The organism is Streptomyces sp. NPDC058964 (assembly GCF_042741275.1).
In the GTDB taxonomy this organism is placed as follows: Bacteria; Actinomycetota; Actinomycetes; order Streptomycetales; family Streptomycetaceae; genus Streptomyces.
The window spans coordinates 10,089-13,441 of sequence record NZ_JBHYKH010000018.1 but is presented as its reverse complement, the minus strand read 5'-3'; the positions used below and the strand labels follow the sequence as shown (position 1 = coordinate 13,441).

Here is a 3,353-nt window from a genome sequence, read left to right as displayed (position 1 = left end):
CCTCTCGTCGGGGTGTGCTGGGGGCGCGTCGCCGGGTGGCGGCCCGGCCTGGGCGGGGGGGGCGCGGGGGGGGGGGGGGGCCCGCCCCCCGCGGCCCCCCCCCCCCCCCCCCCACGGCGAGGAGCGACCCCGTGCGCCAGGCGACGTTGCCGTCCCGGGCGTGGGCGGTGAGTGCGGTGACCGAGGTGAGGGTGACGATGACCAGGCTGGCCGTCGTCGCTTGAGCCGGGGCGAAGTGGAGCAGGTAGATCAGGGCGGGCACGGTGAGGACGCTGCCGCCCCCGCCGAGGCCGCCCAGGGCCAGGCCGATGACGGCACCGGCGACCAGCGCGAGGATCAGAGCGGTCATGCTATCGAGCCGTTGTTCCCGCGTTCGTCGACGACCGGGTGACCGGCAGCGGCCCACGCCTGCATGCCGCCCTTCACGTCGACGGCGTCGGCGCCGCGGGCGGCCAGCAGCTCGGCGGCCTGCTGCGAGCGGCGCCCGGTGCGGCAGATCACCACCAGCGGCCGTGCCTGGGCCACGCTCGGCAGCGCCTCACCGGCCGCCAGCCGGGACAGCGGCGCGTGCACGGCGCCGGGCGCGTGTCCGGCCTTCCACTCGAGCTGCTCGCGTACGTCCAGCAGCGCGGCCACCGGGGCGGGGCCCTGGGTGCGCCGGTGGGCCTCGTCCACGGTGACGCGGTCTGCGCCACGACGGAAAAGGGACATCACACAACCTCTCTGCAAGTTCTGCCGGTTGTCCGGGTTCGTCGGCTCAGCCGGTGACGATGGTCAGTCCGGCGCCGTCGGCGGCATCGAAGCCGTCGTCCACGGCCACGACATCGCGGCCTGCGGCATGCAGCAGTGAGGCGGCGATACCGGCCCGCATTCCGCCTGCGCAGTGCACCCACACGGTGCCGGCCGGCACTTCGCCGAGCCGCTTGTGCACCTGGTGTATCGGGATGTGGAGCGAGCCCTCGATATGGCCGGTGGCTCGCTCGGAGTCGCGTCGCACGTCCAGGACGACGATGCCGTCCGTGCCGTGCTCGGCCAGGCCGGCGAACGTGGAGCGGGGGAACGAGGCGGGGCTGTCACCCTCGAGCACCCATTCCTGCGGTGTGCCGGTCGCGGCGGCGGCGGGCCGGTCGATGCCGACCCGGACGAGCTCGCGCTGAGCGGCGGCCAGTTGCTCGGGAGTCCCGGCGAGGAGCGTCACGGGCTTGCCCCACGGAATCATCCAGGCGAGATACGTGGCGAGCTTGCCGTCGGCCTCGAAATTGAAGGACCCCGCGACGTGGCCCTCGGCGAACGCGACCCGGTTGCGCAGGTCCACGACCCACTCGCCGGCCGCGAGCCGCGCAGCGATCTCATGGGCGTCCGCGACGGCCGGAGGGGTCAGGTCCACCGGTGCCGGACCCGCGGTGTTGGCCGGACCCATGTGCGTGTAGTACGCCGGGATGTCGTCGAGTCCGGCGAGCAGCCGTGCGACGAAGGAGTCCACGTCGGTGGTCAGCGCCGCGTTGGCGGACTTCTCCTTGCCGATGGTGGTGGCGTCCCCCTCGGCCTGCGCCGAGGAGCAGAAGCTGCCGAAGCCGTGCGTGGGCAGTACGGACGTCTCGTCGGGCAGCTCTGCCGCCAGCCGGTTCGCGGAGGCGTGCTGAGCGCGGGCCAGCTCCTCGGTCAGTCGCGGCTCGACCAGGTCCGGCCGGCCCACCGTGCCGATCAGCAGCGACCCGCCGGTGAACGCCACCACCGGCTGTCCCTGCTCCCGCAGGACGTAGGAGGTGTGGTGCGGGGTGTGGCCGGGGGTGGCAACGGCGCGCAGCTCCAGCCCGCTGTCGATGGTGACGGTGTCGCCGTCGGCCACCGGCACCCGCGCGAACGAGACGCGCGCCGCGGCCGGCACCAGGTAGGCGGCTCCGGTCACCCGGGCCAGCTCCAGACCGCCGGTGACGTAGTCGTTGTGGATGTGGGTCTCCACCACGTGCGAGATCCGCACCCCGCGACGCGCGGCCATCGCCAGCACTTGGTCGAAGTCGCGCGGCGGGTCGACGGCTACGGCCGTCTGCCGGCCGCCGGCGAGGTAGCTGCGGTTGCCGAGGCCTTCGAGGTCAATGGTGTCGATGAAGAACACGATGCTTCCTTCCCATCGAAATTACCCCCCGGGGTATGTGTTACACCATAGCATCAATACCCCTGGGGGTATTTTCGGAGGCGTGTGACCCCTGAGGCATCGGCTGCTGTCCGCCACGGCGCGGCCCGCTGTGTCAGTCGGGTACGTGGATGACCGGCCGGGGTGGGGGGTGGCCCGGGCCGGTCGATCAGGGGCGGCCGGTCGGCACGCCGTGCTGCCGTGCCGGTGCGGGGCGGCCTTGGCAAGGGTGCATTGAAGAGTCATGCCGACGTGCCCTCGCGGCACCGGCACTTGTCCTTTCAAATACCCCTAGGGGTTTATCTACGACGGAGGCTACGGCCGTCCGGGGACTTGGGTCAAATACCCCAGTGGGTATTTGCCTGCCAGAAGGTCCGAGTCGCGGCAGTGGCCGATGCGCGTCCACACCTCTGGACCGGCCGCATCGGCGAGGGGCGACGCGGCGGTGCGGCAGGCGTTCGCGCAGTGCCGTTTTCCGGTCGCGATCTGTGACGCCGAGCTGTGGATCCCGCGGGCAGGCAGCGGCATGCCCAGGAGGCCAACCTGACCGAAGAGCAGACGCGCGGTCGGCGGTTCACGCAGTTGACGCCCGGCTCCGCTACGAGGAGGTGGCAGCGGGGACACACCGGGGAAGCGGGCGCAGGTCGCCGGCGAGCGGCTCGGCGACGGCTCGACAAGGCTTCGCATTCGTCCGGCCGGCCGCCCCGCCGTCACACTGGTCGACGCGGTGGCGTGCGGGCCGCTCGTGACTTCCTCAGGCCAGCGACAGGAAGAGCTTCTCAAGCCGGGCGCGCATCGCCTCGGTGTCCTCCCCGTTCTTGCGGCCCGACTCGATGTCGGCCACGCACTGCTGCAGGCCTGTGGCGATGATCGCGAAACCGGCCCGGTCGAGTGCCCTCGAGGCGGCGGCCAGCTGCGTGACGACGTCCTCACAGTCCCGCCCCTCCTCGATCATCCGGATCACACCGGAGATCTGGCCCTGCGCCCGCCGCAGCCGGTTCAGCACGGCCCTCAGGGACGCGCCCTCAAGTTCCAGTTCCACGATCACTCCTCGATAAATACCCCTGTGGGTACTGTACGTCTCGGTTCGAGACGGCGACGGCCATCAAGGATCACAACTGCCGTCCTCCCAGTTCCTCGACGTCGACCGCCGTCGCCCGGCCCCGCGTCGGGGGGTTTTCGGGCGCGGTATCCGGCGCCCGGAGGGGGGGGGCTGTGT

At 72.0% G+C, this 3,353-nt stretch carries 4 protein-coding genes; all 4 read right to left on the bottom strand.

What is annotated here, in order from left to right:
* A partial coding sequence (locus ACFW2E_RS04120; RefSeq protein ID WP_384461030.1) for a TSUP family transporter occupies positions 1-349 on the bottom strand: 349 nt, incomplete at its 3' end.
* A complete protein-coding gene (locus ACFW2E_RS04115) occupies positions 346-711 on the bottom strand; it encodes a rhodanese-like domain-containing protein (protein ID WP_384461027.1) in 366 nt (121 codons plus the stop codon). The genes ACFW2E_RS04120 and ACFW2E_RS04115, both read right to left, overlap by 4 nt.
* Positions 712-757: 46 nt before the next feature.
* Positions 758-2,116, bottom strand: coding sequence for a rhodanese-like domain-containing protein (locus ACFW2E_RS04110; protein ID WP_384461024.1), 1,359 nt, complete (start codon positions 2,114-2,116; stop codon positions 758-760).
* Between the two features lie 772 nt (positions 2,117-2,888).
* Positions 2,889-3,176 carry a metal-sensitive transcriptional regulator gene (locus ACFW2E_RS04105; protein ID WP_076084014.1) on the bottom strand — a complete coding sequence of 96 codons (288 nt, stop codon included), beginning with the start codon at positions 3,174-3,176 and terminating at the stop codon, positions 2,889-2,891.
* Positions 3,177-3,353: the final 177 nt, after the last annotated feature.

Bases quoted from the DNA above. Each gene is read 5' to 3' on its own strand.
- ACFW2E_RS04115 (WP_384461027.1), bottom strand. From the start codon at position 711: ATGTCCCTTTTCCGTCGTGGCGCAGACCGCGTCACCGTGGACGAGGCC.